We start from the raw sequence: 26,041 nt of genomic DNA, 5'->3' as shown, positions 1-26,041 counted from the left end.
CCCGACGGCGGGGTTCAGCTCATGTTCGGCTGACCGTTCGAGGCGCCCAGCCCGCCGTCGACCGGGATGTGCGCGCCGTTGACGAAGCGCGCGTCGTGGCTCGCGAGGAACGCGATCACGTCGGCGACCTCCGCGGGCTCGGCCGGGCGGCCGATCGGGATGCGGGCGCGGAAGGCGGCCATGTTCTCGTCGTCGTCCCGGATGTCCTCGCTCATCTCGGTGGCGGTCAGGCTCGGGTGCACCGCGTTGACGCGGATGCCCTCCTGCCCGTGGTCGAGCGCCATGGCGTTGGTCAGGTTGGTGACCGCGCCCTTGGCGGCGTTGTAGGCGGCCATCCCCCAGTCGCCGGCGAGCCCGGACACCGAGCCGATGTTGACGATGCTCCCGCCGACCGCGCGCAGGTGGGGCAGGACGGCCTTCGAGGCGTGGAAGACGCCTTCGACGTCGATGGCCATGACCTCGCGGAAGGTCTCCACGTCGAGATCCTCGACCGTGCCGGGGCGCGCGATCGCGGCGTTGTTGACCAGGGTGTCGACGCGGCCGTACTCGCGGGCCACGTCGTCGATCAGGGCGGTGATCGCGGCGCCGTCGGAGGTGTCCGCGGCGCGCGCCACGAGCGTCGCGCCCTGCGGGGCGTCCGCGACGACCTTGTCGAGCTTCTCCTGCGTGCGCCCGGCGATCACCACCGTGGCGCCCTCGGCGCCGAAGCGGTGCGCGGTGGCGGCGCCGATGCCGGAGCCCCCGCCGGTGACGACGACGACCTTGCCCGTGAAGCGGCCCTCGGCCACGAGTCCTCCTGGAACGGTTGAACGCTGGACGAGACCCGGTTACCCGGTCGCCCGGCCGTGACCCGTGGTGTCGAGAGGCTCACGTCGAGTGGCGGGTCAGGCGTACCTAGGTCACGCTGACCTATGTGTGGGTGGACGTGCTGTTGCTGAGCCAGCTCGCCCGCCGCCCGTCGCACGGCTACGAGCTGCGCCGACGGGTGGAGGCGGCGACGGGGATCAAGCTGCACAACAACTCGCTCTATCCGGCGCTCAAGCGCTTCGGGGAGGCGGGCGCGGTGACGCGCACGCTCGAACCGCAGGACGGCCGACCCGCACGGCACGTCTACACGCTCACCGACGTCGGCCGCGAGCTCCTGCACGACCAGCTGGCCGACCTGCCCGACGAGCTCGCCGGCGACGAGGCGGAGTTCCTCGCGCGCCTGGCCGGCTTCGGCCGCCTGACGCCGTCCGAGCGCCGCGGCGTGCTCGCGGCCCGCAGCCGGGTGCTCGCGGAGCGCCGGACGCGGCTCGCGGGGCTGGCCGAGGCGACCGCACCGGCCGACACCACCGCCGGCGGGAGCGACCCCTGGGCCGCCCTCGTGCTCGACGAGGTCCTACGCCGCATCCGCGAGGAGCAGGGCTGGCTGGACCGCCTCACCCACCGCGCCGACGACCCCACCGAGGAGATGCCGTGACCACTGCGTCTACACACGAGCCGACCATCACCACCTCGACCGCGCACGACGACGACGCCGCGCTGCCGCAGCTCCCCTTCGCCCGCGAGGGCGTTCTGCGCATCTCGCCGCTCTACGAGCGCCTGCGCGCGGCCGGTCCGGTGACGCGGGTGCGCACGCCCGCGGGCGACGTCGTGTGGCTGGTGTCGCGGTACGAGGAGGCGCGCACCCTCTTCGCCGACAAGCGCCTCGGGCGCTCCCACCCGAAGCCGGAGGAGGCCGCGCGGGTCTCCGACGCCGGCGTCATGGCCGGCCCCAGCGGCGACCACGAGCACGAGGACGCCGACCACACCTCGATGCGCCGCCTGCTCACGCCTGCGTTCTCCGCGAAGCGCATGCGGCGCCTGCACGACCGGGTCGCCGAGCTCGCCGAGGGCCTCGTCGACGACCTCCTCGCCGCGCACGAGGCCGGCACCGACCCCGTGGACCTGCACGCCGGGTTCTCCGTGCCGCTCCCGATCTTCGTGATCTGCGAGCTGCTGGGCGTGCCGGTCGAGGACCGCGTCTACTTCAAGGGCCTCTCCGAGCGCATGGCGACGCTGACCGGCGACGACCCGGCCGTGGCGCGCGCCGAGTTCGAGCGCTACACCGCGCAGCTGGCCGAGGCGAAGCGCGCCGAGCCCGGCGAGGACGTCATCTCCGACCTCGTCGCCGCGCAGATGCACGACCCGCGGCTGACCGACGCGCGCCTGGCGGAGCTGACAGTCGGGCTGCTCTTCGCCGGGCACGAGACGACGGTCAACCGGCTCTCGCTCGGCGTGGTGCTGCTGCTGGTGAACCCCGAGGTGCGGGACCGGCTCGTCGCCGACCCCGACGCATCGGTCGACGCGGTCGTCGAGGAGGTCCTACGGCTCGCCGAGCCGGGCGGGATGGGGCTGCTGCGCTACGCGCACGAGGACGTCACGGTCGGCGAGGGCGACGAGGAGGTCACCATCGCGACCGGCGACGGCGTCGTCATCGTCACCAGCGCCGCCAACCGCGACGAGAGCGCCTTCGACGCCGCGGGCGCGTTCGACCCCGACCGCAGCCCGAACCCGCACCTGTCCTTCGGGCACGGGCCGCACTTCTGCATCGGCGCGAGCCTGGCGCGCACCGAGCTGCGCGTGGGCCTCGCGACGATCTTCCACCGGCTGCCCGGGCTGCGCCTCGCCGTCGAGCCCGGCGCCCTCACCCTGCACACCGAGCGCCTCACCGGCGGGCTCGAGGAGCTGCCGGTCACCTGGTGATGTGCCCTACAGCTCCGCCCGTCGGGCCACGAGGGTCTCGGCGACGTCACGGAGCTTGACGTTGAGGTCCTGCGACGTGCGGCGCAGCACGTCGAAGGCCTCGTCGGAGTCCAGACCGCGGCGCTCCATGAGCACGCCCTTGGCCTGACCGATCACGTCGCGGCTCCTCAGGGCCTCCTGGAGCTGGGACTCGCGCAGCTCGTGGGCCGTGCGGGCCTGCACCGCGGAGATCGCCGTCGCGGCGTGGGCCGCGAGGACGAGGGCCATGTCGCGGTCGACGTCGTCGAGGCCGCTGGGCGACCACGAGTAGAAGTTCAGGGCGCCGAAGCGCGGCGGCGCTCCCCCGGGGAACATGCCGGTGGAGAGCACCGCGTGGAGGCCGAGCTCGCCCGCGGCCCGCTCCGCGAACGCGGGCCACGACGGGTCGCCGCCGCTGAGGTACCCCGTGGCCGCACCGACCCCGGTGCTGTGCATCGCCGTGTGGCTGGGCCCCTCGCCGGCCTCGTCCTGCAGCCCGTCGGCCTTCTGCGCCGCCGGATGGCTGAACGCGACGGTGTCCAGCCGGCCGTCGGGCCCGCGCAGGACGGCCGAGACGACGTCGGCACCCGGCACGATCGACCGCGCGGCATCGATCACGCGCTCGACGACACCCACCACCCCGGCCTCGCGATCGACGGCGAACAGCGCGTCGGCGAGGCCGACGAACGCCGTCACCAGACCACCGTCGATCTCGCCGGAGTCCGACGGGCTGTCGATGGTCATCGCGGCACCTTCACGGGAGAGCAGCGTGGACGGGGTTCTGCGGCAGTATCCGCGACCCCGCGCTGCGCGCAACGCCCAGGCCCCACGCGGGGACCGGCCCGTGGGCACCGTCACGGGCCCTGCCCTCACCACCTCATCGGGCGATGAGTTGCCCCAGGCGCTTGGTGAGCTTGACGTTCTCCCGGTAGTCGACCGGCACGACGATCACCGACGGCTTGTCGCGACGGTCGAACGCCTCCTTGAGCGCCGGGCGGAACTCGTCGGCCGAGCCGATGCGCCGGGCGTGGCACCCCAGGCCCTCCGAGATCGTGACGAGGTCGGGGGTCGTGAACTCGGTGCCGAAGTGGTGGCCGAACTCGACCTCCTGCTTCCAGGAGATCAGCCCGTAGTCGTTGTCCTCCCACACCACGTTCACCGGGGCGACCCCCAGGCGCGTGGCGGTCGCGAGCTCCGCCATGTTCATCATGAAGCCGCCGTCGCCCGACAGCGCGACCACCCGGCGGTCCGGTGCGACCAGCGCCGCCGACACCCCGCCGGGCACCGCGATCCCCATCGAGCAGAAGCCGTTGGAGATGATGCAGGAGTTGGGCGTGTACGTCGGGTAGTGCCGCGCCACCCACATCTTGTGGGCGCCGACGTCACTGATCAGGATGTCCTCGTCGTCCATCTCGGAGCGCAGATCCGCCAGGATGCGCTGCGGCTTCATCGGGAAGGCGCCGCTCTCGGACTCGGCGCGGGCCCCCGCCTCGGTGATCTCCTCGGTGAGCGACTGGCGCACCCGGCGGTGCAGGTCGATGTCTGGGTAGTGGTGCTTCTCGGTGAGGCCCTCGTTGATGGCCCAGAGCGTGGCCGCGACGTCGCCGACGATCTCGACGGTGGGCCGGTAGGCGTCGTCGACCTCGGCCGGGTCGAAGTCGATGTGCAGCAGCCGCTTGGTGCGCCCGATGTTCCAGCGGGCGGGCGGCCACTCGACCATGTCGTAGCCGACGGCGATGACGAGGTCGGCGGCCTCGAACACCTCGGTGACGTAGTCGCGCGAGCCGAGGCCGACGGCGTAGAGGCTGCGCTCGTGGCGGTCGGACAGCGCGCCCTTGCCCATGAAGGTCATGCCGGCGTAGATGCCGGTGGACTCGACGAAGCGCTGCAGCTGGCGGCTCACGCGGGTGCGCACGCAGCCCTGGCCGACGAGCAGCACAGGGCGCTCGGCGCGGGCGATGAGGTCGAGGGCGGCCTGGATGCTCTTCTCGTCCGGCACGGGCCGGCGGACCTTCTCCGGCGGCACGATCGGCGCGGCGCCCTCGACCTCGTGCTTGGCGATGTCCTCGGGCAGCTCCACGTGCGTGGCGCCGGGCTTCTCGGCCACCGCCAGCTTGAACGCCTTGCGGATGACCTCGGGGATCGTCGACTCGTCGCGCAGCGACGTCGTCCACTTCGTGATCGGCGTGAACATGTTGACCACGTTCATCGCCTGGTGCGACTCCTTGTGCAGGCGCGTCGTCGCGCCCTGCCCGGTGATCGCCACGACCGGGGAGTTGTCCATGTTCGCGTTGGCGACACCGGTGACCAGGTTCGACGCGCCCGGCCCGAGCGTCGACAGGCACACGCCGGGGCGACCGGTCAGGCGGCCGTAGACGTCGGCCATGAACGCCGCGCCGGCCTCGTGGTGCGTCGGCACGAACCGCACCGAGGATTCGCGCATCGACATGAGGAGGTCGGCGTTCTCCTCACCGGGAACCCCGAAGACGTACTCGACGCCCTCGGCCTCGAGACAACGCATGAACAGATCGCTGGCCCTCATGGATTCGGTCCCACTCCCCGGTGTCTCGGCGCACATCGGACCGTGGTCAGGTGCCCGCAGGGCGCGTTCGGCACACTCACCCGGGCGATCGGGGCAGTTCGGACGGCCTCACGACGCCGCGGGTGGCGGTCGCGTCGGCGCCGGCCGAGCCCGTGGAGCCGGCCCCGGTGGACGCCGGCTCCGCCCGGGTACGCGTGCTGGTGCCCGTCCCGGCGCCGGTGTTGGACGCGTCGGTGCCGCCGTCGGCGTCCCCGGCCCGCGCGCCGCCCGGCCCGGACCCGCCGCCCGTCTCGGCGCCGGCGAGGCCCGACACCGACTCGAGCGTCTCGCCGATCTTGAGGTCGTTCAGGAAGATCGTCGCCGGCTCGGCGGGCCCGCCGGTGTGGCGATAGATCCCGGTCTTCAGGTAGTCGAACGAGTCGATCATCGTGCCGCGCGGCGGCCGGAAGTCCTGCAGCACCTGCCGCCCCCCGCGGTACACCGAGACCGAGCCGCCGCCCTCCTCGAACCGGATGTCCAGCTGGACGTCGAGGTTGCGGCCCGCCTGCACCGGGCCGAGGTCGCGCACGCGGTCGCCGACGTTGGCGAGCCACAGGTTGCCGTCGACGATCTCCAGCGCCACCGGCGGCGAGGTGTTCGTGCCGCCGTCGTGCAGCTGCCAGATGACCTGCCAGTCCGAGGTGTCGACCGGGAAGTCGGCCGGGAGGAACGCGCTGTAGCCGAAGAACAGGTGCTCGCCGGCGCGGATGTCCTGGGCCTCCTCGGGGCGGACCTCCGAGCGCTTGGCGCCCCCGGGCACCTCGAGCTTGACCACCTGCCGACCCGGCACGTTGGGGCTCTCGACCTCCTCCGGGTCCAGCCCGCCGCCCTCGACGTTGCCTCCGGTGGAGTCCTGGAAGCCCGCGAGGCCCGAGGTCAGCGACCACAGGGCGTCGGTGGCCTCGCCCGCGCTGCCGCCCCGCGCCCCACCGGCCTGCCCCGAGCTTCCGGCCTCGCCTGCTGCGTCGTCGTCGGCTGCGTCCTCGCCCGGCCGGTCGGGGTCGCCCCCTGCGTCGGACGGCGTGGTGCGGGTGGTGGTGGGCTCGGCGCCCACACCCCCGGAGCCCGATCCGTCGGCACCAGACGCTTCGGAATTCGAAGCATCCCCGCCGGGGTCCTCACCACCCGAGCCCGACGCGTCGGAGCCCGGAGCGCTTCCGGTGCGCTGGCCGGTGCTGCCCGTGCCGGTGCTGCCCGTCCCGCCGGTCCGCGGGAGCGTGGTGGCGGTCGGAGCCCGCGAGCCCGTCGGCGCGGAGCCCGAGCCGGTGCCGCCCGAGTCCGGCGCTGTCGTGGCCGTCGCCCCGCCCGAGCCACCGCCCGTGCCCGACCCCGTGCCCGGCGGGGTGGTGGGCGTCGCGGCGTCCGAGCCGGTGCCGGTGCCGGTGTCGGTGTCGGTGCCGGTGCCGGTGCCGGTGCTGGTGCCGGGGACCGTCGTGCCCGTCGGCGCAGCCGAGCTGGTGCCCGCGCCGCCCGTGGCCGCGGGGGCGTCGGATCCGTCGCCGTAGTCGTCCCCGCCCGCGGGCGCCTGGTCGGTCGGTGCAGCACTGCCCGGCGCCCTCGTCCCCGGCGCCGTCGTCCCCGCGGACGGAGTACCCGTGGCGGTACCGGCCGGCTGCCCGCCCGCGGGAGCCGTGCCGGGCGCCGGCAGCGAGGTGATGAGCCGGCCCAGCGACTCGGACGCCCAGGCCGTCGCAGGGGTGTCCGGAGCGACCGTGAGCTGGGGGTAGTCGATGTGCGCCGGGGCGGCGACGGCCTGCTCCAGGGGCGGCGGGGTGGCGCCCGCCGCGGTGGCGCACACCGGGTCCTGGGGCGCGCAGACCTCGATGGTGCGCGCGGCCAGCGCACCGAACCCGCCCTCGCGGGCCGGCAGCACGCCCTGTCCGGTGACGCCGTCGGGGACGGTGCGGACCCCGGCGCCGCGGGCGGGGTCGCCGAACAGCCCGACGGCGAGGACCCGGTCGGCGGGGACACGCGCGTCCTGACCGGCCCCGATGCGGGCGGCGACGTCGCCGGCGACGTGGGCGCCCTGGGAGTAGCCGAACAGCATGGCGCGGCTGCCCGGGCACGCGGCGAGCTGCGCGGCCACCTGGTCGGTGAGGGTGGTGACCGCCTGCTGCTCGCTCGCCTCGTACGACGCGCCGACCTCCGGCCCGGCGACGGCGACCACGGCGAGTCGCTCCCCCACCTGCTGCACGAGCGGGTCGGTGACCGCCGCGAGCGTCTCGCCACCCGCGGCGCCGCTGCCGTTGACGGCGAACAGCGTGACGTCCCGGCACTCGGCGGGCGCCGCGCTGGGGGCGGCCAGGGTGACGACGCCCGTCCCGACCGCGCCGACCAGCAACGTCGCGGCCAGCGTCCCCGCCACGGCGAGGACGCCCACCGGGCGCCGCCGCGGCCGGTCGGCCACCCCCGCGAGCACCGGCGCCCTCCGACGGGACCTCCGGCCGACGCCGTCCCACGCCTCGCCGGTGCCCGGCACCGGCGTCGCGCGGGGCGCCCGCGCGTCGTCGACCGCGCCGTCGGGGTGCACGACCAGCGGCCACGCGCTCCACCGCCCCGCCATCTCGACGCGGACGGGCCGCCCGAGGAGCGCCGCACGCCGGGCCGCGGCGGCGAGGCCGGCGCGGTGCGGGTCGGCGCCGCGACCCACGGGCACGGCGACGTCGTCGACGAGCAGCGGGACGCCTCCCGGCGTTCGGTCGACCCGCAGCCGCGCCACCGGCGCGGCGGGCACGGCGTGGCCGAACCGGTCGACGAGCTCGCCACCGCCCCGCACCGACCGCATCCACGCCCCTCCAGCCCGCGGGACCCGGCCGGGGCCGGGGCGGGGGCGGGACCGGTCACACGCCGCCGGATCGCCCTCGCGCGGTCAGCATCGGCGAGTGCGCCGGCGTGTGGGTGCGGTTTCGGACAAGTCGCCGAAGTCTTCCCGAGTGCAAAGCCGCGACTACCCCAGCGCGTCGCGCAGGAAGGCGACCTGCAGCAGGAGCAGGTTCTCGGCGACGACCTCCTGGGGCGTCATGTGCGTGACCCCCGACAGCGGCAGCACCGTGTGCGGGTGCCCCGCGGCGAGCAGGGCCGAGGAGAGCCGCAGGGTGTGCGCGGCGACGACGTTGTCGTCCGCGAGCCCGTGGACGAGCATGATCGGCCGCGCCGGAGCCGTCGTCCCGGGATCGTCGAGGATCGAGGAGCGTTCGTAGGCGTCCGGGCGCGTGTCCGGGTGGTCGAGGTAGCGCTCGGTGTAGTGGGTGTCGTAGAGGCGCCAGTCGGTCACCGGCGCGCCCGCGACCGCCGCGTGGAAGACGTCGGGCCTGCGGAGCACCGCCAGCGCGGCGAGGTACCCGCCGAAGGACCAGCCACGGATGGCGACGCGGTCCAGGTCGAGGTCGCCCACCTGCTCGGCCGCCGCGTGCAGCGCCGCGACCTGGTCGTCGAGCACCGGGGTCGCGAGGTCGCCGAACACCGCCCGCTCGTAGGCGGGCCCCCGCCCGGGGGTGCCGCGGCCGTCGGCGACGACGACGGCGAAGCCCTGGTCGGCGAACCACTGGCTGGTGAGGTACGCCCCGCGCGCCGCGACGACCCGCTGGGAGTGCGGCCCACCGTAGGGGTCGAGCAGCACCGGGAGCCGTCGGGACCCCGCCACGTGGTCGTGCGGGAGCAGCACCGCCACCGACGGTCCGCCGGGGTCCGTCGCGACCCGCCGCACCTGCGGGACGAGCCCCGGCGGCTGCGCGTGCGACACCACCCCGACCGAGCTGCCGTCCGCCCGCAGGACCGTGGTGCGGGTGCCGTCGGAGTCGAGGTCGGCGCCGGCGAGCACGGTGACCCCGCCCGCGCGGCGTCCCGACCACACGCCGTACTGCGGACTCAGCCGCACGGCCCCGTCCGCGCGCGACCACGTCCACACCGTGACGTCCTCGGGCCGCTCGGAGGCGGTGAACAGCACCGTGTCGCCGTCGACGTCCGCGACGCCCCGCACCTGCAGCCCGGCCTGCGTGACGGGCACGCCGTCGACCACCAGCCGGCGCGTGTCCCCCCGGTCGGCGCAGCGGACGAGCGCGCCGTCGGACAGGTGTGTGGGCACGCCGCCCACGAGGTCGACCCAGACGTCGTCGGTCTGCTCCACGGCCACCGTCGTCTCGCCGGTGTCCGGGTCGACGCGGCGGACGTCGACGCGGCGCTGGTCGCGCGTGGAGACGGTGACAAGCAGGTCGTGCACGCTCCACGCGACGTCGGCGAGGTACGCGGTGTCCGCCCCGAGGTCGACGGCGGTGCGCGTGCCGTCGAGGTCGATGAGGACGAGGTCGACGACGGCGTTGGCGGTGCCGGCCGCGGGGTAGGGCATCTCCGTCGGGCGGCGGTCGGGGTGCGCCGGGTCGGCGATCCACCACCGGCTCACCGGCGCGTCGTCGACGCGGGCGACGGCGAGCTGCGAGCCGTCGGGCGACCACCAGTACCCGCGGTAGCGGTTCATCTCCTCGGCGGCGATGAACTCCGCGAGCCCCCAGCTCACCCCGGGGCCGTCGCCGTCCTCGGGCCCGGCCAGGGCGTGGGTCGTGCCGGTCGCGCGCTCGTGGACGTACAGCGTGCCGGCGCGCACGAACGCGACGCGGGCGCCCGTCGGGTCCGGCCGCGGGTCGATCACGGGCCCGTCCACCGGCAGCGGCTCCGGGCTCGCCCCGGGCACCAGGTCGACGGTGAACGCCCGGCCCGACACCACGAAGACCGCCAGGCTGCCCGCGGCGTCGAGGGCGTACTCGACGATCCCGCCGGACTGCTCGCGGACCCGCTCGCGGCGGGCGCGCTCCTCCGGCGGCAGGTCCTCCTCGCCGGGGACGTCGAGGTCGCGCGGGTCGACGAGCAGGTGCTCCTGCCCGGACGGGACGTCGAGCAGCCACAGGCAGGTCACGGGGTCGTCGCCGGCGCGGCTGCGCAGCAGCACCACGCGGCGCCCGTCGGGCGAGACCGTGGGCCGGCGGGGAGCGCCGAGGGTGAACCGGCGCGTGGCGGCCTGGCGGCGCGAGAAGCTGGCCGTGGGATCGGAGGCGGCGGGGTCGGCGGTCACGCGGCCGAGTCTGCCTGCTGCCACCCCCTCGACGCCCGAACCCCGTCGCCCCCGCCCGTTAGGCTCGGCCCGTGGTGGAGACGCAGCGGCGCAAGATCGCCCTGACCGGGATCAAGCCCAGCGGCGAGCCGCACCTGGGCAACTACGTGGGGGCGATCCGGCCGGCGCTGGAGCTCGCCCGTACGGCCGACTTCGACTCGCGGTACTTCATCGCCGACCACCACGCGCTCACCGGCACGCCCGCGGCCGGCGACATCGCCGCGTGGACGCGGTCGGTGGCCGCGACCTGGATCGCGGCGGGCCTCGACCCCGAGCGCACGGTCTTCTACAAGCAGTCCGACGTGCCCGAGACCTTCGAGCTGACCTGGATCCTGTCCTGCGTCACCGGCAAGGGCCTGATGAACCGGGCGCACGCCTACAAGGCGGCCCGCGACCGCAACGTCGAGGCCGGCGAGGACCCGGACGCCGGGATCAACCTCGGGCTCTTCGACTACCCGGTGCTCATGGCCGCAGACATCCTGATCATGGAGTCCGACCTGGTGCCCGTCGGTCGCGACCAGCTCCAGCACGTCGAGATCGCCGCCGACGTCGCGGGCAGCTTCAACCACCGCTACGGCCAGGGCTTCCGGCTGCGCATCCCCGAGGCGGTGGTGCCGCCGGAGACGACGGGCCACACACTGCCCGGGCTCGACGGCCGCAAGATGAGCAAGTCCTACGACAACTACATCCCGCTCTTCCTGCCCGCGCCGAAGCTCAAGAAGATGGTGCGCCGCATCCCGACCGACTCCACGCCGGTCGAGGCACCGAAGGACCCGGACTCGTCGGCGGTGTTCCAGATCCTCGCCCAGTTCGCCGAACCCGACGTCGTGGCCGACACCCGCAAGCGGCTCGAGGCCGGCGGCGTGGGCTGGGGCGACCTGAAGAACCAGCTCGCCGACGTGCTCGAGGCGCAGCTCGGACCGCTGCGGGCGCGCTACGAGGAGCTGGTCGCGCCGGACAGCGAGCTCGACGCGATCCTGGCCCGCGGCGCCGAGGTGGCCCGCGACCAGGCGTCGCGCGTGCTGCGGGGCGTGCGGCGCGCCGTGGGCGTGGAGGTCTGAGCCCGGCTCGGCCGGACCCGACGCGTCAGCCGATGGTGGTGCGCTCGGCGATCCCGGCCGACTCGCGGCGGGGTGCCGGCAGACCGGCGACCAGCCCGTCCCAGCCGCCGCGCCGGCCCATCTCCTCGGGCGTCTCCGGGACCTCGGGCACCTCGCCCAGCCAGAGGCGCAGCGGCCCCGTGTCGAGCGGACGCAGCGCGCCGTCGGGGTCGGTGGCCTCCGCGCGCCGGCGCAGCCAGGTGCCGAGCGCGAGCGCCGTGACGATCGATGCGACACACCAGCCGGTCACCACGATCGCGACCCACATGAGGACCGGCACGAGCACCTCCGACGTCACAGGGAGCGCGGTGACCGAGCGTGCCCGGAGGACCACCGCGTGCGTTGCCCTGAGGATGACATCCCGCGTGGACCGACGGGTAGGGTCTCACTCGATCGGACGTCCGGACGCCAACCGTCGGGCGATCCGGGGGGACCGTCTGCGGGCATCTGCGACCGTTGGGCGTGCAGTGATGACCATTCGGCGCGTCAGCGGGACCGGCGACCCACGGTGAGAGTCATCCGGCTTCCAGAGCAGCAGCGATACGCCGAGCGACGGCAGATGACTCGTCCGGAGAGCCGTAGGGGTGGCGCGGCCCGAGGAAGAAGCGCAGCCCGTCCTTGGGCCGGCGCGGGATCACGTGCAGGTGCAGGTGCGGCACCGACTGGCTGATCACGTTGTTGATCAGGACGAGCGAGCCGGGGGCGTCCATGGCGCCCTCCACCGCCCGCTCGAGGCGCTGGGCGAGCGTGAAGAACGCCGGGAGCTCGTCGGGGGGCAGGTCCGCGAGGGTGGTGACGTGGGTCCGCGGGACGAGCAGGACGTGACCCGGGAAGACCGGCTTCGTGTCCAGGAACGCCACCGTCGTGGGGCCGGAGTGGACGACGTCGGCCGGCGCGTCACCGGCGACGACCGCACAGAAGGCGCAGGGCTTGGTCACGGGTCGCAGCGTGTCAGGGTCACCGGATGGATCGACGCACCCGGGGCGTTGGGACCACCATGGACTCGGACGTGGACCCGGCTGTGGACTCCCCGACCCTCCTCGTGATCGGCCACGAGACGGACACCGACACCGTGCCCGTGCTGGCCGGGACCCTGACCACCTGGGCGGCGGACCGCGGCGTCACCGTCGTGCCCGCCGTCGCCGGGGGCCCGATGCCCGATCCCGCCGACGTGGACGCGGTCGCCGTCCTCGGCTCGGCACAGGGCGCGTGGGACGACGACGTGCCGTGGCTCGCCTCCGAGATCGACCACCTCGAGGCGGCGATCGCCGCCCGCACCCCGGTGCTCGGCATCTGCTTCGGCGGCCAGCTGCTCGCGCGCGTGCTCGGCGGCCGGGCCGAGCCCGCGTCGGGGCGCCGCGAGAACGGGTGGCAGGAGATCCTCACCACCGCCCCGGACGTGGTGCCCGCCGGTCCGTGGATGGAGTTCCACTTCGACACGTTCACCGCGCCCCCGTCGTCGGAGGTGCTCGCCACCTCGCCGCGCTGCGACCAGGCGTTCCGCGAGGGCCCGCACCTGGGCCTGCAGTTCCACCCCGAGGTCACCCCCGAGGAGTTCGATCTCTGGATGCGCCGGCTGTCGGCGGAGCGCCTGATCGAGCTCGGCATCGACCCCGCGGCCCTGCGCGCGGAGACCGTCGCGCGTGCCGAGGAGTCGCGCCTGGCGAGCTGGGGCCTGTTCGACGCGTTCGCCGAGCGGGCGGGACTGGTGCACCGCACAGTGGCCCGATGAGCAGTGCCCAGACGACGAGTGACCCGATGAAGGTCCGGGTCGGCATCGGCGCCGGGCCCTCGCGCGACGACCCCGCCGCGGCCACGCTCGAGCTCGTCGACGGCTGCGAGGCGCGGGGCATCGACTCGGTGTGGTTCCCCGACCGCATCGCCGCGCCCGCCATCGAGCCGCTCGTGGCGATGGGCTGGGCCGTCGCCCGCACCGGCTCGCTGAAGGTCGGCAGCGGCGTGATCGTCCTGCCGGGCCGCAACCCGGCCGTCGTCGCGGCCCAGCTGGCCTCCCTCGCCGCATTGGCACCGAAGCGGATCCTGCCGGTCTTCGGCCTGCGCCCGGCCACCGCGGCCGAGCGCACGGCCTACCCGGTCGCGGGGCCGCGCGCCGCGGTGTTCGAGGAGGCCCTGACGGTGGTGCGACGCCTGCTCACCGAGGAGTCGGTGACGTTCCACGGGTCGTTCTTCGTGCTCGACGACGCCGTCGTGGCGCCGCGCCCGGCCCGCCCGCTCGACCTCTGGCTCGGTGGCCTCGTCCCGGCTGCCCTGCGCCGGGTCGGACGGCTGGCCGACGGGTGGCTCGCCTCGTTCGTCACCCCCGCCGAGGCGGGCGAGGCACGTCGCACGATCGCCGCCGCGGCGGACGAGGCGGGCCGCGAGGTCGAGGACGACCACTACGGCACGAACCTGCTCGTCCTGCCGCCCGGGACGTCCGCGGAGGACGCGGACCGGGCGAGGGCGTCCTCCGCGCACCGGCGTCCCGAGATCGACCCGGACGAGCTCCTCGTCGACGGCTGGGACGCCGCGCGCCGTCAGGTGCAGCGGTTCGTCGACGAGGGCATCACGAAGTTCGTCGTCCGCCCGGCCGTGGCGCCGGCCTCGTGGCCGGGGTTCCTCGACGAGTTCGCGGAGCACCTCGTCCCGCTCGAGACCTGATCAGCGGCTACCCATCACGCGGGTGAGCGCGATCTCCAGGACCACGCGCCTCGGGTTCTCCCGCGGGACGCGGTAGCGCTGCGCGTAGCGGTGCTCACCGTCGGCCACCGACTCCGGATCGTCCCGGACCACCGCCAGCCCCTCGAGCGTCGACCACCGGCCGCGGTCGACCTGGCTGACCGCGACCCGCGCGCCGCCCTCCCCCGCCGCGCGCACCTGGCGGGCCTTGGCGCTGGTGCCCGACGTGATGACCCGCGCGACCGCGGTGTCCAGGTCGAGGGTGACGCCGACGGGCACGACGTGCGGCGAGCCGTCGCGGCGCAGGGTCGTCAGCGTGCAGAGGTGGTACTCGGACCAGAACTGCGCGAACTCCTCGCCGCGCGCGTGCAGGTCGGCCGGTGTCACGGTCACGGCCGTCGATGGTGCCCTGCCGGGTGAGCCGGCGGTCACCCGCCCTGCGGCGGCGGCGGTGATGCCGACCGGGTGACGGTGTCGGCGAGCCACGCCCAGAAGCGCGGGTCCATCGGCGACGTGGTCGGGATGACCAGCTGGGGCTCCACCTCGGCCGCGCTGGTCGACGTCCGGTCCGAGGAACTGCTCGAGCTGTCGGAGCTGTCGGAGCTGTCCGAACTGTCGGAGTCCGAGCTGTCGGAGCTGCGGGAGCTCTCCGAGCTGGACCCACCCGGGTCGCTGTCCCCGGTGGCCACCGTGCGCCGCGAGGTCGGGCCCCCGGTGGCCGAGCTGCGGGTGGTCGGGGCGTCGTCGGCCGTGGCCCGGGTGCTGGCGCGGGACGAAGTCTCCGACGACGCGTCCGAGTCGTCCGACGACCCCGACGACTCCGGGGCCCGGGTGGTCGTCCGGGGCCGCGTCGCGGTGACCGGCTCGTCGCCCGCGGACGCGGAGGCCTCCCCGTCCGAGGCCGACGCCGACGCACCCCCGGCCGTGGCCTCGGCCCCGTCGGCCGACGCCGAGGCGGACGGGCGGGCGGACCGCGACGCGGTCGAGGTGGCGTCGGCCTCGGTGGTGTCCGGAGCGGACGCCTCCTCGTCGGACCCCGAGTCGCTGTCGGCCGGCGCGCTCGTGCGGGTGGTCAGCGAGGCCCCGGTGGTGGGGTCGACGGTGGTGGTGGTGCCCCGCTCCGGATCGGTGGTCGTGGTGACCCCGGTGGACGGGTCGGTGGTCGTGGTGGGCGCCGCCGAGCTCTCCGACGCGTCGTCGTCCGGCGCGACCGTGGCGTCGCTCGGGAGCGGCCAGCCCTCGGGCGTCGTGGTGGGCAGCGATCGCTCGGCGTTGCCCCCCGGCGTCGACTCCGGGGCGCTGCTGTCGGCGTCCGCACTCTCCGTGGGCTGCCCGTAGGTCGGCCGGCCCTCGGGCGTGGTCGCCACGGTGCGGGAGCCGGTGGGCAGCTCGAGGGTGGGGTCGTCGACCGTGGTCGCCGGCGGGGCGGTGGGCGCCCCGCCGGGTCGGTCGGCGGGGGTCTCCGCCGGCGTCCGGGCCGGCGTCCCGGTGGGCGAGGACGGCTCGTCGCCGCCGCTGGGCAGCAGGTCGGGCAGACGGCCGCCGCCCTCGCCCCGGCCAGGCTCGTCACCGTCACCGCGGTCGCCGCCGCGGCCGCCACCGTTGCCCTCGCCCCGGCCACCGTCATCCCGGCCACCGTCGCCCCGGCCACCCTCGTCCCGGCCGCTGTTGTCGCCGGGCGAGCCGGTGGGCTCGTCGCGTGTGGGGTCGGGCAGGAGCGGGAGGTCGAGGACCGGCCCCGCGTCGTCGTCGGCCGTCTCCCGCGGCCCGGTGGCCCGGGGCACGGTCTCCCGCGGGACGGTCCCCGCCGCCGTCTCCCGCGGCACCGTCTCCGGCGGCGAGGTGGGCGCCGGACCTCCCGTGTCGAGCGGGATGCTCGGGTCGAGGGGCGGCTCGATGAGGTCGGGCGAGCTGTCGGCACCGGGCAGGGGCACGGGGTCGAGCTCGGGCGCGAGCTGGTCGAAGCCCGGGGGCGGCGTGACGGGCTGCTCGGAACCGGGATACGCGGGCTCGCCCGCCGGGGCCGACGGCGTCCCGAGCGGCCGCGAGCCGGGTAGCGGGATGGGCGTCAACGGCGGGGCGACGTCGTCGGGCAGGGAGCCGTCGGGCAGGGAGCCGTCGGGCAGGGCCTGGGGGTCGCCGGTGGACGGGGCGGGTGCGTCGGGCGCGTCGGTGGCCGGCTCGCCGGAGCCCGGCTCGCCCTCGGAGGGATCGCCGACCGTCTCGGAGGTGGTGGGGGCGTCCGACGCGCTGCCGGCGAGGCCGGTGGCGTCGTCGCGGGGGCCCGCCGGGACGACCGCCGTGCCCACGCCGAACAGCGCGGCGACGAGGGCGACCGTGAACAACGTGGTGACCACGATGTTGCGCGGAGTGCGGAACGGCCACGGTCGCGGACGCGGCGCCGGGTTCCACCCTCGGGACGAGGTGGACGGCATTCAACCCCCATCGATTCCAGCGTCGATTCCAGCGTCGAATCCAGCCCGCCCCCGACAGCGGTCCGCGGCCCCACGACCTCGGAGATCTGTACGGTACGCCGCTCCCGTGGGCCGGGTCAGCCGTTTCGTGGTTCTCCCGGCTTCTCCGCGGGCACGATGGAGGGCGTGGGTGCCGAGCTCGGTGCGCGCGACGTCGCGCGCCCTCCGACCGTCGAGACGACGTCCCCCCGACTCGACCTGGACCTGGCCGTCGTGCGCGGCGCCTATCGCACGATGCGTGGCCTGCTGCCCGACGTGGAGCTCTGCTACGCGGTCAAGGCCAACCCGCAGCCCGAGGTCCTGGCCCTGCTCGTCGCCGAGGACGCCTCGTTCGACCTGGCGAGCGTCGGCGAGCTCGACCTCTGCCTGCTCGCCGGCGCCCGCCCCGGCAGGCTGTCCTGGGGCAACCCGGTGAAGAAGGTCACCGACGTCCGGGCCGCCCGCGCCGCCGGCGTCGCCCGGTTCACCACCGACGCCCCCGCCGACGTCGACCTGCTCGCCCGCGAGGCCCCCGGCGCGACCGTGGGTGTGCGGCTCGCGGTCGGCGACGACGGCGCGGCGACGCCCTTCGCGGGCAAGTTCGGCGCGGGCGAGGACGAGGCCGTGGTGCTCCTGGGTCGCGCCCGGGCGGCGGGTCTCGACGCCGCCGGCATCGGGTTCCACGTCGGCAGCCAGCAGCGCGACCCCCGTGCCTGGGCGCGCGCGATCGACGTCGCCGCCCGGGTCGCCGCACGCCTCGGCGAGGACGCAGCGACGGAGCTGAACCTCGGCGGCGGCTTCCCCACCACGCACGCCGGCGGCCCGACGCCCGACCTCGCCGCCTGCGCCGCCGCGGTCCGCGAGGCCCTCGCCCGTCACGCCGACCGGTGGCGTCCCCGCCTCGTGGCCGAGCCGGGCCGGGCGCTGGTGGCCGACGCCGGGACGCTGCACGCCGAGGTGGTGCTCGTCGCCGAGCGCGCCGGCCGGCGGTGGGTCTACCTCGACGTCGGCCGCTACCAGGGGCTCGCCGAGACCGAGGGCGAGATGATCGTCTACCGGCTCCGGACCCCCGGGCGCACCGGCGGGACCGGCCCCGTCGTGTTGGCCGGCCCCACCTGCGACGGCGACGACGTCCTCTACCGCCACGCCGACGTCCGCCTGCCCCTCGACCTCGCTGCCGGCGACGTCGTCGAGTTCCTCGGCGCCGGTGCCTACACGGCCAGCTACGCCTCGGTGGGCTTCAACGGCCTGCCGCCCCTGCCCACGTACGTGCACGAGACCCCGGAGGAAGGTGGGAATTGACGACCACGACCCCGACCACACACCGGACGGACCCCGCGTCGTTCGCGGGCCGCCATGTGCTCGCCGAGCTGCGCGGTGTCGATCCCGCCGTGCTCGGCGACGAGCACGCCGTGGCGGACGCCCTGCGTCGCGCGCTCGACGAGGGCGGCGCGACGGTGCTCGACGTCGTCACGCACCGGTTCGAGCCCCAGGGCACCACCGTGATGGCGCTGCTGGCGGAGTCGCATGCGTCGGTGCACGCGTACCCGGAGGCCTCCGCGGCGTTCGTGGACGTGTTCACCTGTGGCGTTCAGGCCGATCCCGAGCTCGTCGTCGACGCCCTGGGCCGTGAGCTGGGGGCGACGGAGGTGCGCGCGCAGGTCGTCGCCCGGGGTGCCGGCCTCGCGCCCGCGGGCGGCGGCCGGGAGGTCGACGAGCCCCTCGCGGCCGGGATGCGCCGGCGCTGGCGGCTCGACGAGGTTCTCTGGCGGGGTCGTACGGAGTGGCAGGACATGATGGTCGCGCGCACCGCGCAGGGCATCTCGCTGTTCTGCGACGGCGAGCGCCAGTCCACCGAGCAGAGCCAGCTCGTCTACCACGAGGCGCTCGCCGTTCCCCCGATGCTGCTGGCCGACGAGCTGCGCTCGGTGCTCGTCGTCGGATCGTCCGAGGGCGTCGTCTCACAGCTCGCGCTGGCGGCCGGGGCGACCCGTGTCGACCACGTCGACATCGACACCGAGTGCGTCCGCCGGTGCGCCGAGCTGCTCCCCTACGGCTACACCCCCGCCGAGCTGGCCGCCGCCGAGGCCGGCGACGGCCCGGTGGGCATGCACTACGCCGACGGCTGGCAGTTCCTCGCCGACGCCGCCGCGCGCGGCGACCGCTGGGACGTCGTGATCGTCGACCTGCCCGACGAGCCGGTCGAGGTGACCGACCCCGCCCAGCACGCCCGGCTCTACGGCGCGGAGTTCCTGCGCCGGTGCGCCGACGTCCTCTCCCCCGGCGGGGTCGTGTGCTCGCAGGCGGGCTGTCCGACCCTGTGGCGCAACGACACGCTGCAGCGGATGACCGACCGTTTCGACGACGTGTTCGCGACGGTGCTGCCCTACTGCTCCGACGAGCACGAGTGGGCCTACCTCAGCGGCCGCGTGCAGCCGGTGGACGACCCGGTCGCGCTCGCGATCTCGCGCCTGGACCGCTTCCCGGAGCTGACCTCGATCGACGCCGACGCCCTGCGCCGCGGCGCGATCCTGCCGTTCGCGCTCCGTGCTCGTGAGGGCGTGCCCGTGTCCTGACACGGACGTCCGCGAACAGGGGCGCAGCGCGCACGTCATGATCGGCGCGTGGGCGTCGCGCTGAGCGTTCTCTGGGCGATCCTCGGGCTGCTGTGGCTGGTCACGGCGCCGGGTGTCCTGGTCGCGTTCGCCGCGGTCGGGGACCCGCCGCCCGGGTTCCTGCCGGGGTGGGTGATCGCGTTCCTGGGCTGGCTGTCGGTGCCCGTGACCGTGGTCCTGGCCCTGGTCGCGATCGCCGGCGACGGGGCGGTCGGCGTCCGGCCGTGGCTGCCGGTGGCGTCGCTGCTCGTCGTCCCCGCCGGCTACCTGGTCGGGCTCGTGAGCGTCCGGGTGGTCGCCGGGCTGCGACGCGAGCCGCCGACACCGCCGTCTCCCCCGGCGCCCCCGCGGCGCCTCCGTCCCGGGGACCTCGACGCCCTCGACGACGATGCCCTCGCCGCCCACCAGCTCGACGTCGTCGGGGCGGCCGTCGCCCGGTGGTTCGCGGACGAGACGTCGGGCCTCGACCCCGCGTTCCCCCGCCTCGTGCTCGACAGCATCCGGCGCGGCGACGACGGCGAGGCCGTCCGGCGGGCGCTCGACGACCACCGCGACCTCGAACGGGGCCGGCGGACCCTCACCCCGCCCGCGCGCCAGCACGCCCTCTGGGCGCTGCTCATGCTCGCCCGCCTGCGCGGGGTGCGCGGACCCCACCGTCCCCCGCACCGCGACGAACCCATGCACCAGGAGCTGCTCGACCACGCCCACGACGCGCTCGAGAACGACTGACGAGACGTCAGCCCAGAGCCTCCGCCAGCTCGTCGGGGATGCCGGAGGCCTTGCTCCAGTCGCCGGTCTCGGGGTCACGCACCACGACGACGTAGACGTTGCGGCCGACCACGGCCACCTCGTCCGCCGACCGGTAGACCGTGAAGCCCAGCGTGAAGCTCGTCGTCCCCCGGCGCTCGCAGGTGACCTCGACGCGGGCGTCGTCGCGCCAGCGCACCGAGCCCCCGTAGTCGAGCTCGGAGTGCACGACCATCACGTCGACCCCCGAGGCGATCAGCTTCGGGTAGGGCAGGCCGACGTGGTCGAGGAAGCCGGTGAAGGCCTCGTCGAACCAGGTCAGGTAGTGGCCGTTGAACACCACGCCCTGCTGGTCGATCTCCGCGTAGCGCGGGACGACGGCGAACGAGTAGGTCACTGGCGCAGCTCGGGGAAGTCCTCGTCCCGGTACTCGCCGTCCGGGGCCGCCGCGTCTGGGCTCGGACGCAGCTCGTCCTCCCGGCCGCGGAGCTCGACGCGGCGGATCTTCCCGGAGATCGTCTTGGGCAGCTCGGAGAACTCCAGGCGGCGCACGCGCTTGTAGGCCGGCAGGTTCTCGCGGGCGTGGCGCAGGATCGCCAGCGCCGTCTCGCGCGAGGCCTCGTAGCGGGTCGAGAGCACGATGTAGGCCTTGGGGACGGCCAGGCGCAGCGGGTCGGGTGACGGGACGACGGCGGCCTCGGCGACCGCGTCGTGCTCGATGAGCACGCTCTCCAGCTCGAACGGGCTGATGCGGTAGTCCGACGCCTTGAACACGTCGTCGGAGCGCCCGACGTAGGTGATGTAGCCGTCCGCGTCGCGGGAGCCGACGTCCCCGGTGTGGTAGAGGCCGTCGCGCATGACCTCGTCGTTGCGCTCCGCGTCGTCCTTGTAGCCGACCATCAGCCCGAGCGGACGGTCGGCGAGGTCGATGCAGATTTCGCCCTCGTCGCCGCGCTCGCCGGTGACCGGGTCGACGAGCACGATCGGGTAGCCCGGCAGCGGGCGGCCCATCGAGCCGTCCTTGACCGGCTGCCCGGGCGGGTTGCCGATCTGCAGCGTCGACTCGGTCTGGCCGAAGCCGTCGCGGATGGTCATGCCCCAGGCCTCGCGGACCTGCTCGATGACCTCGGGGTTGAGGGGCTCGCCGGCGCCGACGAGCTCGCGCACCGGCACCTGCACGCGCGTCAGGTCCGCCTGGATCAGCATCCGCCACACCGTCGGCGGCGCGCAGAACGTGCTGACGCCCTTCTCGACGATCACGTCGAGCAGCTTGTCGGCGTCGAACTTGGTGTAGTTGTAGATGAAGATCGTCGCCTCGGCGATCCACGGGGCGAAGACGTTCGACCACGCGTGCTTGGCCCAGCCCGGCGAGGCGACGTTGAGGTGCACGTCGCCCGGTTGCAGGCCGATCCAGTACATCGTCGACAGGTGGCCGACGGGGTAGCTCGTGTGCGTGTGCTCGACGAGCTTGGGCTTCGACGTCGTGCCCGAGGTGAAGTAGAGCAGCAGGGTGTCGCTGCCCTTGGTCGGTCCGTCGGGCGTGAACTCGGCCGGCGCGTCGTACGCGGCGGAGAAGTCGAGCCAGGGCTCGGTGATGCGGTCACCCACGGCGATCTTCGTGTAGTCGCCGGGGACGTCGTCGAACTTGTCGACGTCGGCGTCACGGACGACGACGTGCTTCGCGTTGCCGCGGTCGATGCGGTCGCGCAGGTCGGCGGCGCCGAGCATCGGCGTCGACGGGATGAGGATCGCGCCGAGCTTCATCACCGCGAGGATGGTCTCCCACAGCTCGACCTGGTTGGCGAGCATGAGGATGACCCGGTCGCCGCGGCCCACGCCCTGCGCCCGCAGCCAGTTGGCGACGCGGTTCGAGCGCTCGCTCATGTCGGCGAACGAGTACTTCGTCTCCCGCCCGTCCTCCTCGACGACCCACAGCGCCGGACGCTGCGAGGTGCCGGGGTCGGAGCCGATGGCGTCGAAGTGCTCGAGGGCCCAGTTGAACTCGTCGAGCTGCGGCCACGCGAAGTCGCGCAGCGCGGCGTCGAGGTCCTCACGCCGCTCCAGCAGGAGATCCCGCGCCCGGCGGAACTCGGTCGCGGCCTTGCTGAGCTCCGACACGATGGGCCCTTCCCTCGAGACGCCGATGGCCGAGGCGGTTCTACCACCTCGGCCATCGGACCCGGGAGACGCTGCGTCCCCCGCTACTTGAACAGCTTCCGCAGGATCACGAGCCCCACCAGTGCGCCGGCGGCGTAGACGGCGTACTTGATCCTCGGGTCGGCCCACTTCTGGGCGGCCATCTCCTTGCCCTGCTCCGAGAGGCGCTGGGGGCTGGCCTTCTCGGAGAGCTCGTCGAGGGCTCCGGCCAGCGCCTCGCGCGCCTGCTGGATCTCCTTCTCGATGGCGTCCGTGTCCCGTGCCACGACACCTCCCGTGTGGTCGTCGGTCGCGCTGACCGTCGCTGGTTCGCGACCGGCCGGTGGTCGGCGGCTATCCTGCCCGCCCGTGACCGCCGATACCCGCTTGACCCCCGGTCAACCCGCGCCGGACTTCTCGCTGACCTCCGATCAGGGGTCGACGGTGTCGCTCGCCGACCACCGCGGGCACCGCGTCCTCGTCTACTTCTACCCGGCCGCCATGACCCCGGGGTGCACGAAGGAGGCCTGCGACTTCCGCGACAACCTGGCCTCGTTCAACGACGCCGACGTCGCGGTCCTCGGGATCTCGCCCGACAAGCCGGAGAAGCTCGCGAAGTTCCGCGACAAGGAGGGGCTGACCTTCCCGCTGCTCTCCGACCCGGACAAGTCGACCCTCGCGGCCTATGGCGCCTACGGCGAGAAGACGATGTACGGGAAGACCACGGTGGGCGTCATCCGCTCGACGTTCCTCATCGACGCGGAGGGCAACATCGAGGACGCGCAGTACGGCGTCAAGGCCACCGGCCACGTGGGCCGGTTGCTGCGCGATCTGAGGCTGTAGGGGGTGCCGGCGGCGGGATTCGAACCCGCACTGGACGGCATCTAAGGCCGCTCGCTCTGCCGTTGGCGTACGCCGGCTACGTCTTTCGTCGCACCTGCCGTCCGCGCCCACACCATGTGTCGGTCTGCGAGTGGCAGTTGCCACGGAGACTACGGAGGTTCTCCAGCCGGTTGTCGGTGTGGTCGCCGTTGACGTGATCGAGCTGCCGTGGCAGCGGCCCGCCCTGCCAGCTCCTACAGCAGCGCCCGCACCGCCGCCGCGACCTCGTTCGCCGCCTCGAGCGGCACGAAGTGCCCCACGTCCTCGAGGTGGTGCACGCCGCGCAGGTCGGTGAACGCCCGCTCCAGCCCCTCGGCGAGCCGGGGCGGGAAGAGCGGGTCCTGGTCGCCCCAGAGCACCGTGGTCGGCACGGCCACCGGCGCCGGCGGCTCCTGCCCGCGCATCGCGAGCGCGGTGGCCAGGGTCGCCGACCCCGAGCGGTACCAGTTCAGGGACGTCGTGAAGGCGCCCGGGCGCGCGTAGGCCTCGACCAGCTCGTCGGTCACCGAGGCGATCGCCCGGTGTCCCCAGTGCGACCAGAAGTGCTCCAGGTAGGTCCGCACGGCGGGAGCGGACCCGTCCACCAGCCGCGACGCGAGCGCGAGCTGGTGGAAGTCCTGGTACCAGAACTCGGCGCGGTGGTCGTCGTCGAGCGAGGCCGCCGCCGAGCCGGGGTGGATCGCGTTGCCCAGCACCAGGGCCCGGACGCGCTCGGGACGGGTCCGCGCGAGGTGCGCCGCCGTCGTCGAGCCCACGTCGTACCCGACCAGGACCGCGTCGTCGAAGCCCAGGTGGTCCATCAGCTCGATCACGGCGGCGGCCTGGGCGTCGTGGCCGAAGTCCGTCGCCGGCCGGTCCACGTCGGACGGCCTGTAGGAGGCACCGAAGCCGAGAAGCTCGGGCACGACGACCTGGGCGTCGCGCTCGAGCAGCGGCAGGAGCGCGCGGTAGTCGGACGCCGCCCCGGGCCAGCCGTGCAGGCAGACGACGGGGACGCCGTTGCCCTCGTGCGCGTAGGAGATCACGCCACGGTCTCCGATCTCTCGACGGCAAGCACCCGGAACCCCGCGTTCGACGACAGCCGGGTCGTCGGGTGGCCCTGCTCGGCGAGCCAGCGGGCGAGGGAGTCCGAGCCCAGGTTCTTGCTCACGACGAGGTAGGACGGCCCGTCGACGCGCGGCAGCCAGCGCAGCAGCAGCTCGTGCAGCGCGGCCTTGCCCGAGCGGATCGGCGGGTTGGACCAGAGCTGGGCGAACCGCACGTCGTCGGGCACCTCGTCGGGCCGGCAGACGCGGACGTTGGACAGGCGCGCCGCCGCCGCGTTGGCCCGCACGAGGTCCAGGGCACGGTCGTTGACGTCCACGGCCCAGACCGTCGCGCCCGGCTGCCGCGCGGCGAGCCAGAGCGCGATCGGCCCGTAGCCGCAGCCGAGGTCGAGCAGGTCGCCCTCGGCGGGCTCGGGGGCGTGCGCGAGGAGCACCCGGGTGCCCTTGTCGAGGCGGCCGCGCGAGAACACCCCGGCGTCGGTGGTGAGGTCGAGCGCGACCCCGCCGACCTCGAGACGGAACGACACCGGGTCCGACGCCGACCCGGGCTGCTCCGAGAAGTACTGGTCGGTCACGTGCTAGCCCAGCTCCGACAACCGGGGCAGCAGCGCCCGCAGGGCCTGCGAGCGGTGGGAGACCGCGTCCTTCTCCTCCGGCGCCATCTCCGCCGAGGTGCGCGACTCGCCCTCGGGCACGAACGCCGGGTCGTAGCCGAAGCCGTTCGTGCCCCGCGCCAGGCGGATCAGGGTGCCGGGCCAGCGTTCGACGACGACGACCTCGCGCCCGTCGGGGTGGGCGGCGGCCGCGGCGCAGACGAACGCCGCGCCGCGCCGCTCCTCGGGGACGTCGGCCATCTGGTCGAGGACGAGCGCCAGGTTCGCGGCGTCGCGCTCGGTCCGTGCGCCGCTGCGCCCCGACCAGCGCGCCGAGAGCACCCCGGGCATCCCGTTCAGCGCGTCCACGGTGAGCCCGGAGTCGTCGGCGACGGCCACGAGCCCCGTCGCCGCGGCGGCGTCACGGGCCTTGGCCAGCGCGTTCTCCTCGAACGTCGCGCCGGTCTCGGGCGCTTCGGGGAACTCGGGGACGTCGTCGAGCCCCTTGATCTCCAAGCCCTCGATCCCCTGCGCGTCGACGAGCCGGCGCAGCTCCGCGAGCTTGGCGTCGTTGCGGGTGGCCAGCAGGATCTTCACGGCAGCTCCCCCGGGTAGGGCGCGGCGAGCGCGGCGGACTGGAGCTCGGTGAGCCGCGCGCAGCCGGCGAGCGCCGAGTCGAGCATCGCGTCGAGCGTGGCGCGGGTGTAGGTGGCGCCCTCGCCGGTGCCCTGGACCTCGACGAGCGTGCCGGTGTCGGTGGCGACGACGTTCATGTCGACCTCGGCCCGCGAGTCCTCCTCGTAGGGCAGGTCGAGGCGCACGCGCCCGTCGACCACACCCACGGAGACCGCGGCGATCGAGCACGACAACGGCTGCGGGTCGGCGAGGCGCTTGTGGGCGCGCAGCCAGGTGACGGCGTCGGCGAGGGCGACGTAGGCACCGGTGATCGCCGCCGTCCGGGTGCCGCCGTCGGCCTGCAGGACGTCGCAGTCGAGCTGGATGGTGTTCTCGCCGAGCGCGCGCAGGTCGATCGCCGCGCGCAGCGACCGGCCGACCAGACGGCTGATCTCGTGCGTGCGCCCGCCGACGCGGCCCTTCACCGACTCCCGGTCGCTGCGGGTGTGCGTCGCCGACGGGAGCATCGCGTACTCGGCGGTGAGCCAGCCGAGCCCGCTGCCCTGGCGCCAGCGCGGGACGCCCTCGGTGACGCTCGCCGCGCACAGCACCGTCGTCTGCCCGAACGAGACGAGCACCGATCCCGCGGGGTGCTGCTGGAACCCGCGCCGGATGCTGATCTCGCGGAGCTCGTCGTCCGCCCTGCCATCGCTGCGTGCCACGAGCGACCACCCTAGGAGCCACCCGG

The 26,041-nt window shown here is 74.6% G+C and carries 25 protein-coding genes and 1 tRNA gene; 9 read left to right on the top strand and 17 right to left on the bottom strand.

The annotated features are described in order from the left end of the window. Positions 1 to 14 precede the first annotated feature (14 nt). A complete protein-coding gene (locus OG774_RS27890) occupies positions 15 to 788 on the bottom strand; it encodes an SDR family NAD(P)-dependent oxidoreductase (RefSeq protein ID WP_328305571.1) in 774 nt (257 codons plus the stop codon). A gap of 131 nt (positions 789 to 919) precedes the next feature. Here OG774_RS27890 and OG774_RS27885 point away from each other — a divergent pair, with 131 nt between their 5' ends. Both OG774_RS27885 and OG774_RS27880 read left to right on the top strand, forming a co-directional pair. Next, on the top strand, positions 920 to 1,462 hold the full coding sequence (locus tag OG774_RS27885) for a PadR family transcriptional regulator (protein ID WP_328305570.1): 543 nt from the start codon (positions 920 to 922) through the stop codon (positions 1,460 to 1,462). Next, on the top strand, positions 1,459 to 2,727 hold the full coding sequence (locus OG774_RS27880; protein WP_328305569.1) for a cytochrome P450: 1,269 nt from the start codon (positions 1,459 to 1,461) through the stop codon (positions 2,725 to 2,727). Before OG774_RS27885 ends, OG774_RS27880 begins: the two co-directional genes overlap by 4 nt. Before the next feature lie 6 nt (positions 2,728 to 2,733). Here the strand turns inward: OG774_RS27880 and OG774_RS27875 are convergent, their stop codons facing one another. The 4 genes from OG774_RS27875 to OG774_RS27860 all read right to left on the bottom strand — a co-directional run bounded on the left by OG774_RS27875 (position 2,734) and on the right by OG774_RS27860 (position 10,391). Further along, positions 2,734 to 3,489, bottom strand: a complete 756-nt coding sequence (locus OG774_RS27875; RefSeq protein ID WP_328305568.1) for an ANTAR domain-containing protein — start codon at positions 3,487 to 3,489, stop codon at positions 2,734 to 2,736. 133 nt (positions 3,490 to 3,622) lie between these two features. Next, positions 3,623 to 5,287: an acetolactate synthase large subunit gene (locus OG774_RS27870; protein ID WP_328305567.1), complete on the bottom strand. Its 1,665-nt coding sequence runs from the start codon at positions 5,285 to 5,287 to the stop codon at positions 3,623 to 3,625. 76 nt (positions 5,288 to 5,363) lie between these two features. Continuing rightward, complete coding sequence (locus tag OG774_RS27865; RefSeq protein WP_328305566.1) at positions 5,364 to 8,111, bottom strand: cutinase family protein; 2,748 nt, start codon at positions 8,109 to 8,111, stop codon at positions 5,364 to 5,366. Positions 8,112 to 8,273: 162 nt separating this feature from the next. Further along, on the bottom strand, positions 8,274 to 10,391 hold the full coding sequence (locus tag OG774_RS27860; RefSeq protein ID WP_328305565.1) for a prolyl oligopeptidase family serine peptidase: 2,118 nt from the start codon (positions 10,389 to 10,391) through the stop codon (positions 8,274 to 8,276). Positions 10,392 to 10,465: 74 nt separating this feature from the next. On the opposite strand from OG774_RS27860, the gene OG774_RS27855 reads away from it, so the two are divergent. Continuing rightward, the gene (locus OG774_RS27855; protein ID WP_328311190.1) at positions 10,466 to 11,491 is read left to right on the top strand and encodes a tryptophan--tRNA ligase; all 1,026 of its coding nucleotides are present in this window, start codon (positions 10,466 to 10,468) and stop codon (positions 11,489 to 11,491) included. 25 nt (positions 11,492 to 11,516) lie between these two features. Here OG774_RS27855 and OG774_RS27850 read toward each other — a convergent pair whose 3' ends face one another. After that, positions 11,517 to 11,828, bottom strand: a complete 312-nt coding sequence (locus OG774_RS27850; RefSeq protein WP_328305564.1) for a hypothetical protein — start codon at positions 11,826 to 11,828, stop codon at positions 11,517 to 11,519. 217 nt (positions 11,829 to 12,045) lie between these two features. Further along, positions 12,046 to 12,468 (bottom strand): HIT family protein, encoded by a 423-nt coding sequence (locus OG774_RS27845; protein WP_328305563.1) that lies wholly within the window; start codon positions 12,466 to 12,468, stop codon positions 12,046 to 12,048. A 71-nt stretch (positions 12,469 to 12,539) separates the two neighbouring features. Between OG774_RS27845 and OG774_RS27840 the strand changes: the two genes are divergently transcribed. After that, positions 12,540 to 13,262: a type 1 glutamine amidotransferase gene (locus OG774_RS27840; protein WP_328305562.1), complete on the top strand. Its 723-nt coding sequence runs from the start codon at positions 12,540 to 12,542 to the stop codon at positions 13,260 to 13,262. Further along, entirely contained in the window at positions 13,259 to 14,188 is a 930-nt protein-coding gene (locus OG774_RS27835) for a TIGR03854 family LLM class F420-dependent oxidoreductase (protein ID WP_328305561.1), read from the top strand. The genes OG774_RS27840 and OG774_RS27835 overlap by 4 nt, the downstream gene beginning before the upstream one ends. Here OG774_RS27835 and OG774_RS27830 read toward each other — a convergent pair whose 3' ends face one another. Then, entirely contained in the window at positions 14,189 to 14,599 is a 411-nt protein-coding gene (locus tag OG774_RS27830; RefSeq protein WP_328305560.1) for a TIGR03618 family F420-dependent PPOX class oxidoreductase, read from the bottom strand. Between the two features lie 35 nt (positions 14,600 to 14,634). Further along, positions 14,635 to 16,563 carry a hypothetical protein gene (locus OG774_RS27825; RefSeq protein WP_328305559.1) on the bottom strand — a complete coding sequence of 643 codons (1,929 nt, stop codon included), beginning with the start codon at positions 16,561 to 16,563 and terminating at the stop codon, positions 14,635 to 14,637. Between the two features lie 234 nt (positions 16,564 to 16,797). Between OG774_RS27825 and OG774_RS27820 the strand changes: the two genes are divergently transcribed. Genes OG774_RS27820 through OG774_RS27810 form a run of 3 tightly spaced genes read left to right on the top strand, consistent with a single transcriptional unit; the run spans position 16,798 to position 20,003 of the window. Beyond that, positions 16,798 to 17,961, top strand: coding sequence for a type III PLP-dependent enzyme (locus tag OG774_RS27820; RefSeq protein WP_442873920.1), 1,164 nt, complete (start codon positions 16,798 to 16,800; stop codon positions 17,959 to 17,961). Continuing rightward, complete coding sequence (gene speD / locus OG774_RS27815) at positions 17,958 to 19,235, top strand: adenosylmethionine decarboxylase (protein WP_328305557.1); 1,278 nt, start codon at positions 17,958 to 17,960, stop codon at positions 19,233 to 19,235. The genes OG774_RS27820 and speD overlap by 4 nt, the downstream gene beginning before the upstream one ends. A 48-nt stretch (positions 19,236 to 19,283) precedes the next feature. Then, positions 19,284 to 20,003: a hypothetical protein gene (locus OG774_RS27810; protein ID WP_328305556.1), complete on the top strand. Its 720-nt coding sequence runs from the start codon at positions 19,284 to 19,286 to the stop codon at positions 20,001 to 20,003. Between the two features lie 7 nt (positions 20,004 to 20,010). On the opposite strand, the gene OG774_RS27805 is transcribed toward OG774_RS27810, so the two are convergent. From OG774_RS27805 to OG774_RS27795, 3 genes are all read right to left on the bottom strand, one after another. Then, on the bottom strand, positions 20,011 to 20,418 hold the full coding sequence (locus OG774_RS27805; RefSeq protein ID WP_328305555.1) for an acyl-CoA thioesterase: 408 nt from the start codon (positions 20,416 to 20,418) through the stop codon (positions 20,011 to 20,013). Continuing rightward, on the bottom strand, positions 20,415 to 22,142 hold the full coding sequence (locus tag OG774_RS27800; RefSeq protein WP_442874019.1) for an AMP-binding protein: 1,728 nt from the start codon (positions 22,140 to 22,142) through the stop codon (positions 20,415 to 20,417). The genes OG774_RS27805 and OG774_RS27800 overlap by 4 nt, the downstream gene beginning before the upstream one ends. An 80-nt stretch (positions 22,143 to 22,222) precedes the next feature. Further along, positions 22,223 to 22,444 (bottom strand): DUF3618 domain-containing protein, encoded by a 222-nt coding sequence (locus OG774_RS27795; protein WP_274193767.1) that lies wholly within the window; start codon positions 22,442 to 22,444, stop codon positions 22,223 to 22,225. Positions 22,445 to 22,526: 82 nt separating this feature from the next. On the opposite strand from OG774_RS27795, the gene bcp reads away from it, so the two are divergent. Further along, the gene (bcp, locus tag OG774_RS27790; RefSeq protein ID WP_328305553.1) at positions 22,527 to 23,000 is read left to right on the top strand and encodes a thioredoxin-dependent thiol peroxidase; all 474 of its coding nucleotides are present in this window, start codon (positions 22,527 to 22,529) and stop codon (positions 22,998 to 23,000) included. A 4-nt stretch (positions 23,001 to 23,004) separates the two neighbouring features. Here the strand turns inward: bcp and OG774_RS27785 are convergent. The 5 genes from OG774_RS27785 to rph form a co-directional block, all read right to left on the bottom strand. Next, positions 23,005 to 23,077, bottom strand: a tRNA-Leu gene (locus OG774_RS27785). A gap of 156 nt (positions 23,078 to 23,233) precedes the next feature. After that, positions 23,234 to 24,064 (bottom strand): alpha/beta fold hydrolase, encoded by an 831-nt coding sequence (locus OG774_RS27780; protein WP_328305552.1) that lies wholly within the window; start codon positions 24,062 to 24,064, stop codon positions 23,234 to 23,236. Continuing rightward, positions 24,061 to 24,660 (bottom strand): class I SAM-dependent methyltransferase, encoded by a 600-nt coding sequence (locus tag OG774_RS27775; protein ID WP_328305551.1) that lies wholly within the window; start codon positions 24,658 to 24,660, stop codon positions 24,061 to 24,063. Before OG774_RS27775 ends, OG774_RS27780 begins: the two co-directional genes overlap by 4 nt. A 3-nt stretch (positions 24,661 to 24,663) precedes the next feature. Next, the gene (gene rdgB / locus OG774_RS27770; protein WP_328305550.1) at positions 24,664 to 25,275 is read right to left on the bottom strand and encodes an RdgB/HAM1 family non-canonical purine NTP pyrophosphatase; all 612 of its coding nucleotides are present in this window, start codon (positions 25,273 to 25,275) and stop codon (positions 24,664 to 24,666) included. After that, entirely contained in the window at positions 25,272 to 26,015 is a 744-nt protein-coding gene (gene rph, locus OG774_RS27765) for a ribonuclease PH (protein WP_328305549.1), read from the bottom strand. Before rph ends, rdgB begins: the two co-directional genes overlap by 4 nt. Positions 26,016 to 26,041 lie beyond the last annotated feature (26 nt).

Origin of the sequence: Actinomycetospora sp. NBC_00405, assembly GCF_036044095.1 — a bacterium.
GTDB classification, from domain to species: Bacteria; Actinomycetota; Actinomycetes; order Mycobacteriales; family Pseudonocardiaceae; genus Actinomycetospora; species Actinomycetospora callitridis.
Note: the sequence above shows the minus strand (reverse complement) of the source record. Positions and strands in the feature narration are given on the sequence as shown.

Coding starts and splice junctions, on each gene's coding strand:
- OG774_RS27835 (WP_328305561.1), top strand. CDS start 13,259: ATGAGCAGTGCCCAGACGACGAGTGACCCGATGAAGGTCCGGGTCGGC.
- OG774_RS27870 (WP_328305567.1), bottom strand. CDS start 5,287: ATGAGGGCCAGCGATCTGTTCATGCGTTGTCTCGAGGCCGAGGGCGTC.
- OG774_RS27875 (WP_328305568.1), bottom strand. CDS start 3,489: ATGACCATCGACAGCCCGTCGGACTCCGGCGAGATCGACGGTGGTCTG.
- OG774_RS27820 (WP_442873920.1), top strand. CDS start 16,798: ATGGAGGGCGTGGGTGCCGAGCTCGGTGCGCGCGACGTCGCGCGCCCT.
- OG774_RS27865 (WP_328305566.1), bottom strand. CDS start 8,111: ATGCGGTCGGTGCGGGGCGGTGGCGAGCTCGTCGACCGGTTCGGCCAC.